We start from the raw sequence: 18,561 nt of genomic DNA, 5'->3' as shown, positions 1-18,561 counted from the left end.
TCGCCCCCGCGAAGGCGGGGGCCGCTGGAGACGTCGCGCAAGGCCGACGGAGGCCCCCGCCTTCGCGGGGGCGACGATCCTTCTATCGCCTTGCGGCCCCGCATCGTCGCCGGTAAGCCATGCGCCATGCTTCCGAGCCGGACCAGAACCGATATCGTCAATATCCATGCCAGCTGCGTTGCGGCGGGCAATGGCGGCGTGCTGATCCTCGGCAATTCGGGACAGGGCAAATCGGACCTCGCGCTGCGGCTGATCGATCGCGGCGCCAAGCTGGTCGCCGACGATCGCTGCGATATCTGGTTCGAACGCGACCGCCTCTGGTGCCGCCCGCCCGAAAGTCTGGCGGGCAAGCTGGAGGTCCGCGGCATCGGGATCATCGAACGCGCGTGGACGGCACCCGTGCCGCTCGCGCTCGCGGTACGCCTGACCGACCGTTACGACCGCATGCCGTCGATCAACCAGGTCGAAATGGTCGCGGGCCGCCCGCTGCCCGCGCTGCTCTTGTCAGCGTTCGAGGCGTCGGCGCCGATCAAGATCCTGCTCGCGCTCGAACGGCTGGCGCCCGGCGCATGATGCATCGACGATGAGTCCGGCCGCCGAATCGCGCCTGTTGCTGGTCACCGGCCTGTCGGGCGCGGGCAAGTCGACCGTGCTCAAGGTGCTCGAAGACCTCGGCTGGGAGGTTGTCGACAATCTGCCGCTCGCGCTGCTCGAAACGCTGATCGACGCGCCGATGCAGCGCAGCGAAGCCGGACGCCCGCTCGCGATCGGGATCGACAGTCGTAGTCGAGGCTTCCGTCCCGCTCTGCTCGTGCGCCGGATCAAGGATTTGCGCGAAGCGGGCGGCCGCGACATCCAGACGCTGTTTCTTGACTGCGCCGGCGCCGAGCTCGAGCGCCGCTTTTCCGAAACCCGCCGCCGCCACCCGATGGCCGAGGACCGCCCCGCCGCCGACGGCATCGCGCGCGAGCGCGAGATGATGGAGCCGCTCCGCCGCTGGGCCGAGCATGTCGTCGACACGACGAACTACAGCAGCAATGATTTGCAGCAGGAAATCCGCCAGCGCTTCGGCGACGCCGACGAAGGCGAGCCGGTGCTCAACGTGATGAGCTTCGGCTTCGCGCGCGGCCTGCCACGCAACGCCGACCTGGTGTTCGACATGCGCTATCTGCGCAACCCGCACTGGGACCCGAAGCTCAAGCCCGGCACCGGACTCGATCCCGACGTCGCCGCCTATGTCATCGCCGACCCCGCCTATGAGGACAGCGTTGCGCAGATCGAGAAATTGATCCTGACGTTGCTGCCGCGCTACCGCGCCGAGGGCAAAAGCTATGTCACCATTGCTTTTGGTTGCACCGGCGGCCGCCACCGGTCGGTCCATGTCGCCAGCCGTGTTGCCCAAACGCTACGCGAATCCGGATATGAGCCAACGCTGACCCACCGCAATCTTGACTCTGCCCCGCAAGATGGGCTTGAGGGCAGGCCCCCGCCCGCGGCTTCCGCGCCCGGCGGCAAAACATAAGGGTCGACGACTGCATGCCGAACGATAAGGCTCTGCCGCTTCTGGGAATGGTGCTCGTCACCCACGGCCGCCTCGCCGAGGAAATGGTGCGCGCGATGGAGCATGTCGTCGGGCCGCAGCGCGCCATCGCGACCGTGTGCATCGGCCCCAACGACAATATGGAAATGCGCCGCAAGGAAATCGCCGACGCGATTCGCAAGGTCGACGAAGGCCGCGGCGTCGTGATGCTGACCGACCTGTTCGGCGGCACCCCGTCAAACCTCGCGATCAGCCTGCTCGAATCGGGGCGCACCGAAGTGATCGCCGGCGTCAATTTGCCGATGCTGATCCGCCTCGAAAGCGCGCGCAAGACGATGGAGCTGCGCGCCGCGGTGATCGCCGCGAAGGAAGCCGGCCAGAAATATATATCGGTCGCGTCGGAAATGCTGGGAGTGGGCCCTTGAACGAAAATTCCCAGACGGTCGAAATCACCAACCAGCGCGGCCTCCACGCGCGCGCGAGCGCCAAGTTCGTGACCTTCGTCAGCCGCCTGCCCGAAAGCGTGTCAGTCGAGGTCGAAAAGGGCGGGTCGCGCGTCAACGGCACCTCGATCATGGGATTGATGATGCTCGGCGCCGCGAAGGGCGATTCGATCACCATCCACACGCGCGGCGACGGCGCCGACGCGGCGCTGCTGAAACTCGTCGGGCTGGTCAAGGACAGCTTCGGCGAGGATTGACGGCATGCGCCGTTCCACCATCGAGAGCCTGTCGAACCCGCTGGTGAAGCGGATGCGGTTGCTGCGCGAGAAACGCCATCGCCGCGCCGAGGGGCTGTTCCTCGCCGAAGGGCTGCGCATCGCGACCGAGGCGCGCGAGGCGGGCGTGCTTCCGCAGTGGCTGTTCCTCGGACCCGAGGGCGACGCGCATCCGCTCGCGGCGGCGCTGGTTGCCGACACGCTGGCGGCGGGCGGCGAGGTCATCGACACGACGGGCGCGATCCTCTCGAAACTGTCGGGCAAGGATAATCCGCAGACCGTCGTCGGCATCTATGCCGAACCGCAGACGTCGCTCGCCGACCTCGACCGCGACGCCGCGCCGATCTGGCTCGTCGCCGAACGGCTGCGCGATCCGGGCAACCTCGGCACGATGCTGCGCACGGGCGATGCGGTCGGCGCGGGCGGGCTGATCCTGCTCGACGAATCGACCGATCCCTATGCGGTCGAGGCGGTGCGCGCGAGCATGGGGGCGATTTTTACGCAGAAACTGGTGGTCGCGCGCTGGGACGAATTCCTCCCCTGGCTGCGGCAGGGACCGGGCCAGCTCGTCGCAACGTGGCTCGGCGACGATACGCAGGATTATCAGGCAGTGCGCTATACCGCGCCGACCTTCATCCTGACCGGCAATGAATCGCAGGGCATGCCCCCCGAATATGCCGACGCCGCCGACGTCCGCGTGAAGATGCCGATGATGGGCAAGGCCGACAGCCTGAATGCCGCGGTCGCGACGGCAGTGATGGCGTATGAGGTGCTGAACCAGCGGCGGAACCAATAGCCGACCGCGCGGTTCATCGATCGATCAGCATAATGCGTTCAGGAGATACCGCATGATCAGGATCGCCCTCCCCGCCGCCTCGCTTCTCGCGCTCGCCGCCTGCGTCCCCACCGCGGAGACGCCGCAAACGCCCGGCGACACGCCCGCGGCCGCCTATATGGCGCTCGGCACCGAGCCCGGCTGGACGCTCGAGATCACGCCGTCGCGGCTCAATTACGACGGCGACTATGGCGAGACGAAGATCATGGTTCCGAACCCCGGCGCCAAACCCTCGGCAAACGGCCGGACCTATACCACCGACCGCCTGTCGGTCGTGATCAAGCCGGCGCCGTGCAGCGACGGGATGAGCGATCGCCGCTATTCCGACACCGTCCGCGTCGTCGCCGACGGCAAGAGCTTGCAGGGGTGCGGCGGCAAAATCCTGCCGCCCGACACGCTCGCGGGATCGAACTGGAGCTTCGTGTCGATCGGCGGCGTGCCCGTCGCGGCGGACCGGCCGACGTCGCTGCAATTCGACGGCAACCGGATGAGCGGCAGCGCGGGTTGCAACCGCTTTTCGGGGACTTATTCGGTCGATGGCGGCACACTCAAGGCCGGGCCGCTGATGGCCACCGAAATGGCGTGTCCAGGCGCCGGCATGACACAGGAGGCGGCCTTCTTCAAACTGATGGCTTCGCCGGTCAGCCTGACCTTCGCCGATGACGGGACGCTGATCCTGACGGGGATTGAAGGCCGGACCGCGGTGCTACGGCGGGTGATTTGACGGGCGCCACATTCCAAAACCGTCATTCCCGCGAAGGCGGGAATCCGGCTTCTTCTGAGCTCACCGTTCGCACCGACAATCAACCCCGAACCCTTGGTGTTCTTTGCGCCTTTGCGCGATCCAAATAATTTCACGCAAAGACGCAAAGAAGGAAAAAGCTGGATTCCCGCCTTCGCGGGAATGACGGAGGAGGGTTACTCGCCGTCGTTGACCGCCGCGGGGGCCGAACCCAGCTTCGCCAACGGACGCGCCGATTGTTCAGCAACAGGGAGCGCCGGAATTTCCTTGTCGCCGGTTTCGATATCGAGCGCCTCGAAACGTTTCGCCTGCGTCAGCACCTGCGATTCAAAGCTGCCGACAAACGCATTATACGCCCCCGTCGCCTGATCGAGATTGCGCCCGACCTTGGCGATGTGCGAGCCCATCACCGACATGCGTGCGTAAAGCTCCTTGCCGAGCGCGGCGATCTCGCGCGCCTGGTTGGCGAGCTTTTCCTGCCGCCACACCGCCGCGACGGTGCGCGCGATCGCGATGAGGTTGGTCGGGGTCGCGAGCAGCACCTTGCGCTCGAACGCATAGTCCCAAAGCTCATGGTCCTGATCGAGCGCGGCGGCGAGGAAATGTTCGCCGGGAACGAACATCACGACAAAATCGGGGGTATCGGGAAACTGGTTCCAATAGGCTTTGGCGCCGAGCGTGTTCACATGCGCCTTCATCGCCGCGGCGTGCGCCGCGAGGTGCGCCGCCTTCTCGCGTTCGTCGACCGCGCCGAACGCATCCTGATAGGCGTTGAGCGAAACCTTGGCGTCGATCACGAGGCTCTGCCCGCCCGGAACTTTCACCACGACGTCGGGGCGCAGCCGCCCGCCGTCGCCGCCGTCGACGCTGACCTCGGTCTGGAAATCGGCATGTTCGGAGAGGCCGCAGCTTTCGAGTACATTCTTGAGCTGCTGCTCACCCCAGCGCCCGCGCGCCTTGGGCGCGTTGCGCAGCGCGTTGACGAGCTTCGCCGCCTCGCTCGACACGCGTTCGGTGCCCTCGCGCATCGCGGCGATCTGGCCGTGGAGCAGGCCGAAAGCATCGCGCCGCTCGGCCTCGACCTTGCCGACCGCTTCCTCATATTTTTGCAGGCGCTCGTGGACCGGATTCAGAAGCGCTTTCAGATTCTGCCCCGCCGTCTCTTCGCTCTGGCGAAAGCGCGCGTCGGCGCGTTCTAAAAATGCCTTTTGCGCGCCATCGAGCATCACCTGCCCGACCTCGCGGAACTGCGCGGTGAGCGCCGCCTGCGCGTCCTTCAACCCCGCAATCTGCGCGTCATGCGCCTCGTCGCGCGCTTTCTGCTCGCTGAGCAGCGCAGCAAGCCGGATGTCGGCGGTCTTGCGCGCCTCGGCCTCGGCGGCAAGGTCGGTCACCGCGCTCTTGAACCGCTCGGACAACCCGTCGCGCTCGGCCTGGAGCGCGCCCGACTGGCGGCCGGCGAAGAGCCAGCCGATCAGGCCGCCGACGGCCAGGGCAACAAGGGCGATGACAAGCGAGGTTCCATCCATGGGAGGAACATAGGACGAACGCCGCCCATCTGGCTAGTCGGTAATTCGGATCAGAGCAGATAGATGACGACGTAACGCCCGATCAGCGCGGCGAGGATCGCGATGCTCCAGCGGCGATCCTTCACCCACATCGCCGCGGCCATCAGCGCGACGAGCACGACGGTCATGAGCCATGCGACGGGATGCGCCAGCGCGGCCGCCAGATTGGGCTGCGATGCGTAATAGGCCAACTGCGCCGCGAGCAGCACGAGCAGCAACCCCATCACGATCCGCCGGACGCGGAAATAATGGACGTCGAGGTTCGCGAACCCCTGGGGATGCGACGGAAAGACGAGCCGCGCGGCGAGGAAATAGACGCTGGCGAACGCCGCGACGCCGAGCAAGGCGGTGCTCGATACCGCAATGTCGCCGCGCGCGATCCATGCCGCGCTCCAGAAGGAGAGCAGGTCGAGCATCACAAAGATCGCGAGCAGCGGCGTCAGCCAGCCGATCGCGAATGTCTCGCGCTCGGCTTCGGCGGCGAAACGCACCTCAAGCGCGCGGCCGAGCCCGCCGAGCAGCTCGACCATCGAAAGCCCGAGCAGCAGGCTGTAGAGCGTGAAGACGAATTCGAAATCATCCATCTAGGCGAGGTCCCACGATGAGGGCAGGATCGCGCGATAAGCATCGATCCCCGGCGCGCCGCCGACGACCATGCCCTGTGTCAGCAACCAATAGTGTCGGACGATCTCGGCCTGTTGCTCGAGCCCATAGCGGGTGAGGAGCCAGCCGGGTTTGAGGCTGTAGCTGTAGGTCGCGAACGGGTGGCGCATCAGCACCAGATACCAGCGCCCGCGCGTCTGCGCCTGCCACACATGCGTCATCTCGTGGATGAACAGCCCCTGCAACCGCTGCGACGCGGCGCTGAAATCCTCGCAATACAGCTCACCATGCGGGTTGAAGTGCAGGCTGCCCATCGGCGCCATGACGATGTGGCGCGGCTGGAAGAAGATCCACTTATGATGGTTCACGCGCACGCGATCATAAGCGATCGCGTCGCCGAACACGCTGCGCGCGAGCGCGACCTCGCCGCTCGTCAGAGGTCGCGACGGACGCGGCACCCGCGCTTATTTCTTCGCAGCGTCCGGGGCTGCCTTTTCCGCATCCTTCTCCATCGAACCATGGTCCATCGCGCCATGATCGCCCTCCGCCGCAGCGCCCTCGGCCGGCTTGATCACCAGGTCGAACAGGATGCGCTCATTATTGTTGTTGGTGAACACGAACGCCATCGGCAGCTTGCCCGCGCGCACCGCGGCGCCGTTGATGCCCCAGATCATCAGATGCTTGCCGCCCTGCTTGAACACCAGCTCGCCCTTGGCGGGGACGTCGGCGCGGAGCAGCGGCTTCATCGTCACGACGCCATTTTCCTTGACGCTTTCGTGCATTTCGACGCGCTGCGCGAGGTCGGCGGTCACCGCGACGAGCTGGACCGGCTGCGGCCCGCCCTGGACGCGGAAATAGCCGACGGCGGGACGGTCGGGGGTCGCGCCCATCACGATATGGCCGCTCACGACATTGAGCGGCTGTCCCTTGCCAAGATTTTCCCCGCAGGCCGTCAGGGTCAGCGCAGTGGCGGCAAGTGCAAGGATCGCAAAAGGTTTCATTTTGGGAGGACTCCGTAAAAGCGCGTCATTTCACGCCCTCGATAAGCCCTGAAAGCTCTTGTGCCAAGGATTAGCGCACCTATATCGCCCCCATCAAAACCATGGACGGCGTGCCTTTTCAGGGCGCCACAGAAGCAACAAGGACGTAATACCAATGGCCAAAGTGATCGGGATCGACCTCGGCACCACGAACAGCTGTGTCGCGGTGATGGAAGGCGGAAAACCCAAGGTTATCGAAAATGTCGAAGGCACGCGCACGACCCCGTCGATCGTCGCCTTTGCTAAGGATGGCGAGCGCCTGATCGGCCAGCCGGCGAAGCGCCAGGCCGTCACCAATCCCGAAAACACCGTTTTCGCCGTGAAGCGCCTGATCGGCCGCCGCTTCGACGATCCGATCACCAAGAAGGACACCGAGCTGGTCCCCTACACGATCGTCAAGGGCAGCAACGGCGACGCGTGGGTCAAGGCCGGCAACGAAGATTATTCGCCGTCGCAGATCTCGGCCTTCATCCTTCAGAAAATGAAGGAAACCGCCGAAGCCTATCTGGGCGAAAAGGTCGAGCAGGCGGTGATCACCGTTCCCGCATATTTCAACGACGCGCAGCGCCAGGCGACCAAGGACGCCGGCAAGATCGCGGGCCTCGAAGTGCTGCGCATCATCAACGAGCCGACCGCTGCCGCGCTCGCTTACGGCCTCGACAAGACCGAGAACAAGACGATCGCCGTCTATGACCTTGGCGGCGGCACCTTCGACATCTCGATCCTCGAGGTGGGCGACGGCGTGTTCGAAGTGAAGTCGACCAACGGCGACACCTTCCTCGGCGGTGAAGATTTCGACAGCAAGATTGTCGAATATCTGGCCGACGGCTTCAAGAAGGACGAAGGCATTGATCTGCGCGGTGACAAGCTCGCGCTGCAGCGCCTGAAGGAAGCCGCCGAAAAGGCGAAGATCGAACTCTCGTCGGCCGCGACGACCGAGGTCAACCTGCCCTTCATCACCGCCGACGCCAACGGGCCGAAGCACCTCGTCAAGACGATCACGCGCGCCGACCTCGAAAAGCTGGTCGAAGAGCTGGTCAAGCGCACGCTCGAACCCTGCAAGAAGGCGATCAAGGACGCCGGCATTTCAGCGAGCGAAATCGACGAAGTCGTGCTCGTCGGCGGCATGACGCGCATGCCGCGCGTCCGCGAAGTCGTGAAGGATTTCTTCGGCAAGGAACCGCACACCGGCGTGAACCCCGACGAAGTCGTCGCGATCGGCGCCGCGATCCAGGCGGGCGTGCTGCAGGGCGACGTCAAGGACGTGCTGCTGCTCGACGTGACTCCGCTGTCGCTGGGCATCGAGACGCTGGGCGGCATCATGACCAAGATGATCGACCGCAACACGACGATCCCGACCAAGAAGTCGCAGGTCTATTCCACGGCTGACGACAATCAGTCGGCGGTGACGATCCGCGTGTTCCAGGGCGAGCGCGAAATGGCGCAGGACAACAAGATCCTCGGCCAGTTCGACCTCGTCGGCATCCCGCCCGCGCCGCGCGGTGTGCCGCAGATCGAAGTGACCTTCGACATCGACGCCAACGGCATCGTGTCGGTCCACGCCAAGGATAAGGGCACCGGCAAGGAACAGCAGATCAAGATCCAGGCGTCGGGCGGCCTTTCGGATTCGGACATCGACCAGATGGTCAAGGACGCCGAGCAGTTCGCCGAAGAGGATAAGACGCGCCGTGAGGCGGCCGAGGCGAAGAACAACGCCGAAAGCCTGATCCACTCGACCGAACGCCAGATCATCGAACATGGCGACAAGGTCGACGCGGGCCTCAAGTCCGAGATCGAAGCCGCGATCGCCGAAGCCAAGACCGCGGTCGAAGGCGGCGATGCCGCCGCGATGACCGAAAAGAGCCAGGCGCTCGCGCAGGTCGCGATGAAGCTCGGCCAGGCGATCTACGAGAAGGAGCAGCAGTCGGCCGCATCCCCCGGCGCCGATGAAGCTGGTGAGGCGAAAGCCGACGAAGACGTCGTCGACGCCGAATTCTCCGAAGTCGAAGACGACAAGAAGTAAGAAAATGATCTTCAACCGTCATGCTGGCGAAGGCTGGCATCGCTCTCGGCAAGGCACCGCCAGCCCGATAGCGACCCCGGCTTTCGCCGGGGTGACGGGCTGAAGAGGGGGCCTCTATGTCACTCGACATCGATTATTACGAACTGCTGGAAGTCGAGCGCACCGCCGACGATGCCGCGCTGAAGGCGAGCTACCGCAAGCTCGCGATGAAATATCACCCCGACAAGAATCCGGGGTGCGACAACAGCGAAGCGCGCTTCAAGGCGATCAGCGAAGCCTATGACTGCCTGAAGGACCCGCAGAAGCGCGCCGCCTATGACCGCTTCGGCAAGGCCGGCGTCAACGGCAACGGCGGTTTCGGCGGCGGCAATGGCGCCGATTTCGGCGACATCGGCGATATTTTCGAATCGATCTTCGGCTCGGCGTTCGGCGGCGGACGCCAGCAGCGCGGCCCCGCGCGCGGTGCCGACCTGCGCTACGACATGGAGATCAGGCTCGAGGATGCCTTCGCCGGCGTCACGCGCGAGATCCAGGTCGATGTCGCGGCACGCTGCGAGACGTGCGACGGATCGGGCGCCAAGCCGGGCACACAGACCAACCGCTGCACCACCTGCGCCGGCCACGGCAAGGTGCGCGCGCAGCAGGGCTTTTTCATGGTCGAGCGTACCTGCCCGACCTGTCAGGGTGCGGGCGAGGTCATCGCCGATCCCTGCAATTCATGCCATGGCGAAGGCCGCGTCGACCGGCGCAAGACGCTGACCGTCAACATCCCCGCGGGGGTCGACGAGGGCACGCGCATCCGCCTGTCGGGCGAAGGCGAGAGCGGCGCGCGCGGCGCCGCGCCTGGCGACCTCTACATCTTCCTGCACATGGCGCGGCACAAGGTGTTCGAGCGCGAGGGCACCACGCTGTTCACGCGTGCGCCGATCAGCTTCACGACCGCGGCACTCGGCGGCGAAATCGGCATTCCCGGGCTCGACGGCCAGATGCACGACATCGCCATCCCCGCGGGCATCCAGTCGGGCAAGCAGCTTCGCCAGCGCGGCGCCGGCATGCCGGTGCTCAACGGCCGCGGCCACGGCGACCTTGTCGTCCAGATCGACGTCGAGACCCCGACGAAGCTCACCGCGCGGCAGAAGGAACTGCTCTGCGAGTTTCGCGAAACCGAGACGGGCGAGGAATGCCCGGCGAGTCAGGGCTTTTTCGGGCGGATCAAGGAAATGTGGGACGATCTGACGTAGCGATCCCTCGCTCGCACCTTTGCTTTCTTTCCGTCATCCCCGCGAAGGCGGGGATCCCGCTTCCAGCGCTGCTCTAAAGCGGGATCCCCGCCTTCGCGGGGATGACGAAAGGGTGATTACCCGATTTCCGCCCTCAACTCCGCAATCAGCGCCTTCACCTTCGGCAGCCTTCCCTCCTCCTCGTCGAGGATAGCGTGGAACGCCCGGCGCTTGATCGCCTTCAGATCCTCGCCCGTCAGCGCCCCCTCGCCGCCGACGCTGCTCGCCACGATATCGATCAACCGGTCGGCGCCGTGGAGCCGTCCCCAGAGATAATCATTCTCGCGGTACGCGCGGCTGAAGAAGGCGCCGAAACTGTTGAACTCGACCCCCTTGAGCATCGCCGCCGCGCCGCCGGTGCGGATCGCGGTCGCGTCCGACGGCGAGATGCGGTCGATCTTGATCGGGTCGAATTCGTCGAACCCCTCGCCCTGCAGCAGCGGCAAGGTCGCGATGTCGTAAAAGGGGTAGCCGAGATAGGCGAGCAGGAGCGTCCGCCGGTCGTTCTTGGGCATCGCGGCGAGCCCCGCGGCGATGAGCGCATCGGCCTCGCCATCGACCGTGCGCAGGTCGCGCCGCGCCGCGATCGCGTCGATCCAGTCGCCCGGTCCGGCGTCGGCGGGCAGGTCGAGATCGGCGAGCCAGCTGTCGCCCTGCCGGTCGAGATAGAGACCGAGCGCGGTGAAGATCGCCTCGCGCATATCCTCGCACACCGGGTCGCGGCCATCGCGCGTCGCCTCGACCGCGGTGTCGAGTTCGCGCGCGAGGAAACGCAGGCGGCGGATGCGAAAGCCGAGGTCGTGGGTGCGGAAAAAGACGACCGCGTCGCTGCTCGCGCCTGCACCTTTTTTGCCCGAAATCCGGTCGAGCCCGCGCGCGCGCGCCTCTTCCCACAGCGCGAGGCGCCGGTTGACTTGATGGACGGCGCCCTCGGGCGGCAACAGCCGGTCGATCAGGCTCGCCATCTCCTCGACCACCGCCGACAGCTTGAGGTGACCGTAGGGCGCATAAGCGAAGCCCGCGCGCGCCGACGCCTGGTCCTGCGCCTTGGCGCGCCATTTTTCGAGCCGCGCGACCGTCGGCGTGTCGAGGAAGAAGGTCGTGCCGAACAGCGCCGCGACCTGCTCCTCGACCTCGACCTTCATCGCATCGACGATATGCTGCATCCGGCGGATGCGGCGCGACATCCCCTCGATCGCCTCGACATTCTCGCGGATCGGCTGTTCGCGCGGAATTTCGGACAGCGCCCCCAATATGGTGGCCATAAAGCCGGGAAGCCGGGCGGCCTCGCCCGCCACCTGTTCGCCCGGCTTGCCGAAGCTGATCGAGCGATAATCGGGCTTGGGGTCGATATAGACGAAACGGCGATCGATCTCGCGCCGCGCCGGGCGCTGTTTGAGCGCCGCGATCGCGGGGCGGAAGGGCGCATTCGCGAGCACCGAACCGTCGATCAGCACGCGGTCGGCGGGATCGCCTTCGCCGCCCGCCGGAAGCTGCGCATGGACGAACGCCTCGCGGCCCGGCCATGCGATCTTGCGCTTTTCGAGCACCCGGTCGAGTTCGCGCAAGGTGAAGGGCGGAAAGGCGCCGGGAAAACTCGCCGTCGCGCGCGCCGCCGCGGCCAGCCCCGGCACATCGTCGAGCCGCTTGCCGAATTGGCTGTCCTTGCGAAAATGCAGCATCAGCCGATGCTCGTCCTCGGTCACGCGCGGCGGGCTGTTGAGCGCGAGCGGAACGCTGTGCCCCGCAAAATCGGTGACCGAGACGAACAGGTCGACCGGTTGCCCGCCCGGCACCAGCACCGGCCCGCGCGGCCCCGCATCCATCGCGTCGAACGCATCGAGCAGCAGGTTCGTGAAGGTCTCGCCGCCGAAGGGCGGTTCGAACCAGCGCGCGCGGACGAAGCGCGACAGCTTGACGCGCACCTCGTCCTGCGCGCCGGCGCCGACGGTGCGGTCGATGGCGTTGCCGCGCTTCTTCATCATCCAGCCGGCGATCGGCACCGCCCAGAATTTGGTCGCCGCCGACAGCGGACGCGCGTCGGGGTCGATCAGCCGGTCGACATCGGCGCCGTCGAGCCACAGGTCGGTGAGCGGGTCGAGCGACTGCCCCGTCGCCAGCGCGCGCGCGAGGAAGATGCCGTTGATGCCCCCCGCGCTGGCCCCCGCGACGATATCGGCGAGCACGCGCAGCCGCACATTGCTGCGCGCCGCGATCTCCGCGAGCAGCTCGCCATAGACTTTGCCCGCCCCGCTCAGCGACGCGCCGTCGTGAAAGGCACGCGACGCCGCGGCGAGCCGCCAGACCTCTTTCGTGATGCCGTGCATATAGACGGCGAGGCTGATGCCGCCGTAGCAAATCAGGGCGAAGCGCAGTTCCTTTTCCCGCATCGGCAGTCTGATAGCGCGCTTTTCGGCACTGTGGCGAATTTTCCACGCGACGGGACAAAGTAGCAAAACAGCATCGATCGGGCGGGTTTTTCCTTGCCTATGCGAATCGCTCTCATTAGCGGCCCTGCCAACAGGAGTTGATAATGATTCGCAAAATTGCCGCCGCTGCGCTGCTCACCACCGCGCTTTCGTCGCCCGCCTTTGCGCAGGACACCGCCCCCGTCGATGCGGACAGCGCGGCGGGCGAGACGATCGTCGTCACCGCGGCGCGCACGATCCTGCCGCCGAACGCGCTGCCGCTGACGATCGACATCATCGGCAAGGATGCGCTCGACCAGCAGCTCGCGATTTCGGGGTCGGTCACCGACGCGGTCGCGAACCTGACCCCCAGCTTCTCGCCGACGCGGCAGAAGCTTTCGGGCTCGGGCGAATCGCTGCGCGGGCGCTCGCCGCTCTATGCGATCAACGGCATTCCGCAATCGACCCCGATGCGCGACGGCAGCCGCGACGGCTTCACCATCGACGGCTTTTTCGTCGACCGTGTCGAGCTGATCTTTGGGTCGAACGCCTTGCAGGGGATCGGCGGCACCGGCGGCATCGTCAACCAGGTCACCGTTGGCGCGCCGAAGGACGAGGGTCTTTCGGGCCGCTTCCTGCTGCAAGGCACCGCCGACAATGATTTTTCGAAGGCCGGGATGGGCGGCAAGGCCGGCGGCCTCGTCCAGTATAAGGCGGGCCGGTTCGACGCGAGCGTCGGCGCGACTTATGAAATCCGCGGCGTCTTTTCGGACGCCAAGGGCCGCCCGATCGGGCTCAACCTGACGCAGGGCGAAACGCAGGACAGCAAGGCGACGAATTTCTTCGCGCGTTTGGGTTATGAATTGTCGCCGAGCGCACGGCTCGACCTGATCGCGAGCCGCTTCGAGCTGAAGGGCGACGGCGACTATGTCGCAATCCCCGGCAACCGGGCGCTCGGGCTGCCGACGAGCGCCGTCCGCGGCACCCCGCCGGGCGTGCCCGCGGCGAACCGCACCGAAAGCGTCGCGCTGTCGCTGACCGACACCGACCTTTGGGGCGGCAATTTCGTCAGCCAGATTTTCTTCAACCGCAGCCGCGACACCTTCGGCGGCGAAATCGCGCCGATAGCGACCTTCCAGGACCCGGCGATCGCGCCGGTGGGCACCGTGTTCGACCAGTCGCAGAACCGCAGCCGCAAACTCGGCGCCAAGTTCAGCTATGAACGCGCCGTCCCGGGCTTCGAGGATCTGACGCTGACGATCGGGTTCGACGCGCTCGTCGACAAGACCGAACAGGCGCTGATCGCGACGAACCGCGTCTGGGTGCCGCCGAGCGATTTCCAGAGCCTCGCGCCCTTCGGGCAGGCGAACCTTGCGCTGTTCGACGGCGTCGTTCGCCTCGCGGGCGGGGTCCGCTGGGAAAATGTGAAGATCAAGATCGACGATTTCCACACGCTCGCCTCGACGACCTTCGTCGCCTGCCCCGCGCCGCCCGCGACGCAGCCCGTGCCGTGCGGTCTCGCGAGCTATGGCGGCGTCGACGTCGCCGGCGGCAAGCCCAAGTTCGAGGACCTGCTGATCAACGGCGGCGTGATCGTCGAGCCGTGGGACGGCATCCGCGCCTATGCGAGCTATGCCGAGGGCTTCACCGTTCCCGACATCGGCCGCATCACGCGCAGCGTGAACCGCACCGGCGTCGATATCGACAATTTCCTCGATATCTCGCCCGTCGTGTCGAACAACCGCGAGATCGGCTTCGAGGTGAAGCGCGGACCGGTCGATGCCAGCGCCGCCTATTTCTGGTCGTCGAGCGACAAGGGCCAGCTGCTCATCACGCGCCCCGACCGCATCTTCGACGTCCAGCGCCTGCGCGTCGAAATCCAGGGGCTCGAAGTCAACCTCGGCGTCCAGACGCCAATCGACGGGCTCAAGCTCAACGTCGGCTATGCGCATCTGATCGGCCGCTTCGACAGCGATGCGGTGCCCGACGGCAAGGTCGACAGCGACCTCGACGGGGTCAACATCTCGCCCGACCGCGTCAACCTCGCAGCAAGCTATAACAGCGGCCCCTTCTCGGCGCGCATCCAGACGCAGATCTATCTGAAGCGCCGCTTCGACGGCAAGGCGCGCGCCGCCGACGATGCGCGGGGCAGCCCGCTCAAGCTGCGCGACAATGATTTTGGCGGCTACACGCTGACCGACGCCTATGTCCGTTACCAGACGGGCTTTGGCGGGATCAGCCTGTCGGCGCAGAATCTCTTCAACAAGCAATATATCGACTATTCGAGCGACACGCGTCTGCCGAGCGACCAGCTGTCCTATTTCGCGGGCCGCGGGCGCACCTTCACCCTCGGCTGGGACTACAGGTTCTAAAGGGAGGCGTTTCTGATGATGAAGCTGCTCGACACGCTGCACCGCTGGACGGGGGGCCTGATCGGCCTTGTGCTCGCGCTGCTCGGCCTGTCGGGCACGATCCTGCTCTATGAGCATCTGTGGATCGGCTTCCCCGGCACCGGCGATCCGCTGCGCGGCGACCTGACGACGGTCGCCGCGACCACCGAAAAGCTGATGGCGATGCCGGGTGCGCAGGGCATCATCTATGCCGACGAACGTTTCGGGCTCCACCAGCTCCGCTTCGGCAAGGAGGCCGGCGCCTATGCGAGCCAGTCGGGTGACATCGTCACGCGCTGGGCGAGCCAGTGGGAGCGGCCCGAGCTCTGGATCTTCGATTTCCACCACCACCTGTTCGCGGGCGACAATGGCGAATGGGTGATCGGGATCGCGGGGCTGTGCGGGCTGTTCTTTGTCATCAGCGGCGTGATCCTGTGGTGGCGCACGCGCAAGACCTTCCAGCTCCGCCTGTGGCCGAAGCGGATGAGCCGCCCGTCGATCGTGATGCATCACCGCGATCTCGGCATCATCGCCGCGCCGCTGCTGCTGATCTCGATCGTCACGGGCACGATGATGATCTTCCGCCCCTTCGCGATGGTGATGATCGCCCCCTTCGGTTCGCCCGCCGAGGCGGCGAAGGCGATCGAGCCGCCGAAATACAAGGGCGGCCCGCTCGCCGGACAGCCCGATTACACCGCGATGCTGACCGAGGCGCGGCGCCGCTTCCCCGACGCCGAATTCCGCATCCTCAGCCTGCCGCGCAAAGAGGGCGACCCGATCATGCTGCGGATGCGCCAGCAGGCCGAATGGCTGCCCAACGGCCGCTCGACCCTGTGGTTCGACGCGGCGAACGGCGAGTTGCTCGGCGCGCGCGATGCGCTCGCGATGCCGGGCGGCGCGCAGGCGTTCAACATGGCCTTCCCGATCCACGCGTCGAAGGTCGGCGGCTGGGCGTGGCGCATCATATTGACGATCTCGGGTCTTTCGCTGACGATGCTCGGCAGCCTTGCGGTGTGGACCTTCTGGTTCAAGCGGCCGAAGCCGGCGAAGCGCCGGGTGAAGAAGGCGGCGTTCGCCCCCACCTGACCTTCATCGTCACCCCGGACTTGATCCGGGGCCCATGTCGATGACGCAGGAATGGATGCCGGATCAAGTCCGGCATGACGAAAGAATGAGGAGCACTGCTCCCCGCGCTTTCCTATTTTACCCGCCGCCCTATATCCTGCGCAGCCCATGACCCGCACCCGCGTCCTCCTCCTCACCGCCGCCCTCGGCCCGCTCGACTATCGCGTCCCGCGCGAAAGCGAGGCGCCGCTCGGCAGCGTCGTGATCGCGCCGCTCGGCCCGCGCCGCCTCGGCGGCGTGGTGTGGGAGGATGCCAGCTTCGGCGCGCCCGAGGCGGTCGGCGACAATCGCTTGCGCAACCTCTACGAAGTCGTGCCCGTCCCGCCGGTGCCCGCGCCGCTCCGCCGTCTCGTCGAATGGACGAGCGACTATTATCTTGCGCCGCCCGGCGCGGTGCTGCGCATGGTGCTCCCCGGGGTCGCCTTTGCCGACGCGCGCCGCCCGATCGTCGAATATCGCGCGACGGGCGAACTGCCCGCACGGATGACCCCGCAGCGCATCGTCGCGCTCGAGGCGATCGGCGACCGGCAGGGCATGGTGCGCGAACTCGCCGCGCTCGCCGAGGTCAGCGACGCGGTGATCCGCGGGCTGGTGAACACGGGGGCGCTCGAAGCCGTGACCGTATCGGCCGACCAGCCCTACCCCGAACCCGACAGCGGCTTCGCTCCGCCCGATCTCTCCGCCGAACAGACCGCCGCCGCCGCGCAGCTGAGAGATGCGGTGCATGCGGAGAAATTCGACACGCTGCTGCTCGACGGCGTCACCGGGTCGGGCAAGACCGAAGTCTATATGGAAGCGATCGCCGCCGCGATCGACGCGGGCAAGCAGGCGCTCGTCCTTCTTCCCGAAATCGCACTCACCGAACCGATGCTCACGCGCTTCACCGCGCGCTTCGGTTGCGAGCCCGTCGCCTGGCACAGCGGGCTGCGCTCGGCCGAACGCCGTCGCGCCTGGCACGCGATCGCGGCGGGCGACGCCCGCATCGTCATCGGCGCGCGCTCGGCGCTCTTCCTGCCTTATGCCAACCTCGGCGTGATTGTCGTCGACGAGGCGCATGAGACGAGCTTCAAGCAAGAGGATGGCGTCCATTATCACGCGCGCGACGTCGCGGTGATGCGCGGGCATTTCGAGGGGCTTCCCGTCATCCTCGCGAGCGCGACCCCCGCGCTCGAGAGCCTCGCGATGGTCGAGGCGGGACGTTACCGCCATATCCAGCTTCCCGCGCGCTTCGGCGGCGCGACCTTGCCCGACCTCGCAGCGATCGACATGCGGCAGGATCCGCCCGACCGCGGCCGCTGGCTCGCGCCGCCGCTCGTCGACGCACTCGCCGACCGGCTCCAGAAGGGCGAGCAGAGTCTGCTCTTTTTGAACCGCCGCGGCTTCGCCCCGCTGACCTTGTGCCGGACGTGCGGCCACCGCATCCAGTGCCCGAACTGCACCGCGTGGATGGTCGAGCACCGCCTCGTCCACCGCCTCGCGTGCCACCATTGCGGCCATGTCATGCCGCCGCCGCGGCTCTGCCCCGAATGCGAGGATGAGGACAGCCTTGTCGCCTGTGGTCCCGGGGTCGAACGCGTCGCCGACGAGGTCGCGCTGCGCTTTCCCGAAGCAAGAACCGCCATCGTCACGTCGGATACTTTGTGGTCGCCCGCCAAGGCCGCCGAATTCGTCGACAATGTCGAGGGCGGGCTGGTCGACATCATCATCGGCACCCAGCTCGTCACCAAGGGCTATCATTTCCCCAACCTCACTCTCGTCGGCGTCGTCGACGCCGACCTCGGCCTCGACGGCGGCGACCTCCGCGCGTCCGAACGCACGTTCCAGCAGATCGCGCAGGTCGCGGGGCGCGCGGGGCGCGGGGTCAAGCCCGGCGAGGTGCTGATCCAGACGCGCGTTCCCGACGCGCCGGTGATGGCCGCGCTCGTCGCCAACGACCGCGACGGCTTCTATTCGGCCGAGGCCGCGGCGCGCAAATTCGCGGGCGCGCCGCCCTATGGCCGCTTCGCCGCGCTCGTCATCTCGTCGGAGGACATCGAGGTCGCGCGCGGCGTCGCGCAGCGGCTGGGCCAGAAAGCACCGGTCGCCGAAGGCCTCGCCGTCTATGGCCCCGCCCCCGCCCCGCTCGCGATGCTGCGCGGACGCCACCGCTTCCGCCTGCTGCTCCACGCGCCGCGCAGCTTCGACCTGCAGGGCACGATCCGCGACTGGGTGAACAGCGTCGACTGGCCGGCGAAGGCGCGCCTCGCGATCGATATCGACCCCTATAGCTTTGTCTAGCCGCAACAGGGC

The 18,561-nt window shown here is 66.5% G+C and carries 16 protein-coding genes; 11 read left to right on the top strand and 5 right to left on the bottom strand.

Features of this window, described 5'->3' with window-relative positions; all coding sequences use genetic code 11:
* Positions 1–126 precede the first annotated feature (126 nt).
* Genes ATE70_RS09775 through ATE70_RS09750 form a run of 6 tightly spaced genes read left to right on the top strand, consistent with a single transcriptional unit; the run spans position 127 to position 3,817 of the window.
* Positions 127–573: an HPr kinase/phosphorylase gene (locus ATE70_RS09775; protein ID WP_058537729.1), complete on the top strand. Its 447-nt coding sequence runs from the start codon at positions 127–129 to the stop codon at positions 571–573.
* A 10-nt stretch (positions 574–583) separates the two neighbouring features.
* Positions 584–1,522 carry an RNase adapter RapZ gene (rapZ, locus tag ATE70_RS09770; RefSeq protein ID WP_058537728.1) on the top strand — a complete coding sequence of 313 codons (939 nt, stop codon included), beginning with the start codon at positions 584–586 and terminating at the stop codon, positions 1,520–1,522.
* A 14-nt stretch (positions 1,523–1,536) separates the two neighbouring features.
* The gene (locus ATE70_RS09765) at positions 1,537–1,965 is read left to right on the top strand and encodes a PTS sugar transporter subunit IIA (RefSeq protein WP_037513594.1); all 429 of its coding nucleotides are present in this window, start codon (positions 1,537–1,539) and stop codon (positions 1,963–1,965) included.
* Positions 1,962–2,240 carry an HPr family phosphocarrier protein gene (locus ATE70_RS09760; RefSeq protein ID WP_058537727.1) on the top strand — a complete coding sequence of 93 codons (279 nt, stop codon included), beginning with the start codon at positions 1,962–1,964 and terminating at the stop codon, positions 2,238–2,240. The genes ATE70_RS09765 and ATE70_RS09760 overlap by 4 nt, the downstream gene beginning before the upstream one ends.
* A 4-nt stretch (positions 2,241–2,244) precedes the next feature.
* Complete coding sequence (locus ATE70_RS09755; RefSeq protein ID WP_058537726.1) at positions 2,245–3,054, top strand: TrmH family RNA methyltransferase; 810 nt, start codon at positions 2,245–2,247, stop codon at positions 3,052–3,054.
* Positions 3,055–3,106: 52 nt separating this feature from the next.
* Positions 3,107–3,817 (top strand): META domain-containing protein, encoded by a 711-nt coding sequence (locus ATE70_RS09750; protein WP_058537725.1) that lies wholly within the window; start codon positions 3,107–3,109, stop codon positions 3,815–3,817.
* A gap of 194 nt (positions 3,818–4,011) precedes the next feature.
* Here the strand turns inward: ATE70_RS09750 and ATE70_RS09745 are convergent, their stop codons facing one another.
* From ATE70_RS09745 to ATE70_RS09730, 4 genes are read right to left on the bottom strand one after another with little or no spacing between them, the layout of a single operon-like run.
* The gene (locus tag ATE70_RS09745) at positions 4,012–5,364 is read right to left on the bottom strand and encodes a DNA recombination protein RmuC (RefSeq protein WP_058537724.1); all 1,353 of its coding nucleotides are present in this window, start codon (positions 5,362–5,364) and stop codon (positions 4,012–4,014) included.
* 50 nt (positions 5,365–5,414) lie between these two features.
* Positions 5,415–5,987, bottom strand: a complete 573-nt coding sequence (locus ATE70_RS09740) for a hypothetical protein (protein WP_058537723.1) — start codon at positions 5,985–5,987, stop codon at positions 5,415–5,417.
* Positions 5,988–6,464 (bottom strand): hypothetical protein, encoded by a 477-nt coding sequence (locus ATE70_RS09735; protein WP_058537722.1) that lies wholly within the window; start codon positions 6,462–6,464, stop codon positions 5,988–5,990. It lies immediately after the preceding gene.
* A 6-nt stretch (positions 6,465–6,470) separates the two neighbouring features.
* Positions 6,471–7,007 carry a copper chaperone PCu(A)C gene (locus ATE70_RS09730; RefSeq protein WP_058537721.1) on the bottom strand — a complete coding sequence of 179 codons (537 nt, stop codon included), beginning with the start codon at positions 7,005–7,007 and terminating at the stop codon, positions 6,471–6,473.
* A gap of 154 nt (positions 7,008–7,161) precedes the next feature.
* Between ATE70_RS09730 and dnaK the strand changes: the two genes are divergently transcribed.
* Entirely contained in the window at positions 7,162–9,069 is a 1,908-nt protein-coding gene (gene dnaK, locus ATE70_RS09725; RefSeq protein ID WP_058537720.1) for a molecular chaperone DnaK, read from the top strand.
* Between the two features lie 116 nt (positions 9,070–9,185).
* Positions 9,186–10,310 carry a molecular chaperone DnaJ gene (dnaJ, locus tag ATE70_RS09720; protein WP_058537719.1) on the top strand — a complete coding sequence of 375 codons (1,125 nt, stop codon included), beginning with the start codon at positions 9,186–9,188 and terminating at the stop codon, positions 10,308–10,310.
* 116 nt (positions 10,311–10,426) lie between these two features.
* Here dnaJ and ATE70_RS09715 read toward each other — a convergent pair whose 3' ends face one another.
* Positions 10,427–12,739, bottom strand: a complete 2,313-nt coding sequence (locus ATE70_RS09715; RefSeq protein ID WP_058537718.1) for a patatin-like protein — start codon at positions 12,737–12,739, stop codon at positions 10,427–10,429.
* A 143-nt stretch (positions 12,740–12,882) separates the two neighbouring features.
* Between ATE70_RS09715 and ATE70_RS09710 the strand changes: the two genes are divergently transcribed.
* From ATE70_RS09710 to ATE70_RS09700, 3 genes are all read left to right on the top strand, one after another.
* On the top strand, positions 12,883–15,129 hold the full coding sequence (locus tag ATE70_RS09710; RefSeq protein ID WP_058537717.1) for a TonB-dependent receptor: 2,247 nt from the start codon (positions 12,883–12,885) through the stop codon (positions 15,127–15,129).
* A gap of 18 nt (positions 15,130–15,147) precedes the next feature.
* Positions 15,148–16,233, top strand: coding sequence for a PepSY-associated TM helix domain-containing protein (locus ATE70_RS09705; protein WP_058537842.1), 1,086 nt, complete (start codon positions 15,148–15,150; stop codon positions 16,231–16,233).
* Between the two features lie 147 nt (positions 16,234–16,380).
* On the top strand, positions 16,381–18,549 hold the full coding sequence (locus ATE70_RS09700; protein WP_058537716.1) for a primosomal protein N': 2,169 nt from the start codon (positions 16,381–16,383) through the stop codon (positions 18,547–18,549).
* The last annotated feature ends 12 nt before the right edge of the window (positions 18,550–18,561 follow it).

The organism is Sphingopyxis sp. H053 (assembly GCF_001468225.1).
Lineage (GTDB): Bacteria > Pseudomonadota > Alphaproteobacteria > Sphingomonadales > Sphingomonadaceae > Sphingopyxis.
This window is presented reverse-complemented; position numbering and strand designations above follow the sequence as displayed.